This is a genomic window from Rhodococcus sp. A14 (assembly GCF_011603105.1).
Classification (GTDB): Bacteria; Actinomycetota; Actinomycetes; order Mycobacteriales; family Mycobacteriaceae; genus Rhodococcus_F; species Rhodococcus_F opacus.
In genome coordinates, this window is the sequence record NZ_JAAOQS010000280.1 from 1 (window position 1) to 989 (window position 989).

General features: G+C 66.1%; 1 protein-coding gene. It reads left to right on the forward strand.

From position 1 onward, the window contains the following. Positions 1-989 (forward strand): MFS transporter (locus G9373_RS45390; RefSeq protein WP_167121357.1); only part of this gene is annotated, 989 nt, incomplete at both ends.

Here is a 989-nt window from a genome sequence, read left to right on the forward strand (position 1 = left end):
CGCAAGCAACTGCTCCAGTTCAGCCTCCTCCTCGTCGGCGCGGCCACGTTCCTGATGGGCTGCCTGCCCACGTACGGCCAGATCGGGTACTGGGCCCCGGCCCTGCTCGTCACCCTCCGCTTCATCCAGGGATTCGCCGTCGGCGGCGAGTGGGGTGGCGCGGTGCTGCTGGTGGCCGAGCACAGCCCGAACAAGTCCCGCGGCTTCTGGTCGTCGTGGCCGCAGGCCGGCGTTCCTGCGGGCAACCTCGTCGCGACCGTCGTCCTGCTGATCCTGACGACGACTCTGTCCGATGCGGCGTTCCTCAGCTGGGGCTGGCGCGTGGCGTTCTGGCTGTCGGCCGTGATCGTCCTCGTCGGCTACTACATCCGCACGAAGGTCACGGACGCCCCGATCTTCATCCAGGCGCAGAAGGAAGCGGAGCACATCAAGGAGACGTCCTTCAGCGTCTTCGAGGTCCTCAAGCGCTACCCCCGCGGCGTGCTGACGGCGATGGGCCTGCGTTTCGGTGAGAACGTCATGTACTACCTGGTGGTCACGTTCTCGATCACCTACCTCAAGGTGGTCGTCCACACCGACACCGCGCAGATCCTCTGGTGGATGCTGATCGCGCATGCCGTGCACTTCGCGGTGATCCCGCTCGTCGGGCGGCTCTCCGACACCATCGGCCGGCGCCCCGTCTACATGATCGGCGCCCTGACCGCGGGCACGTGGGGCTTCTTCGCCTTCCCGATGATGAACAGCGGGCACAACGCCGTCATCCTCGGAGCGATCATCATCGGCCTGGTGTTCCACGCCTTCATGTACGCCGGGCAGCCGGCGATCATGGCCGAAATGTTCCCGACGCGCATGCGGTACTCGGGTGTCTCCCTCGGCTACCAGGTGACGTCGATCGTGGCCGGTTCGCTGGCGCCGATCATCGCGGCCAGCCTGCTCAGCAAGTACGACTCGTCCGTTCCGATTGCGATCTACCTGGCGATCGCGTGCCT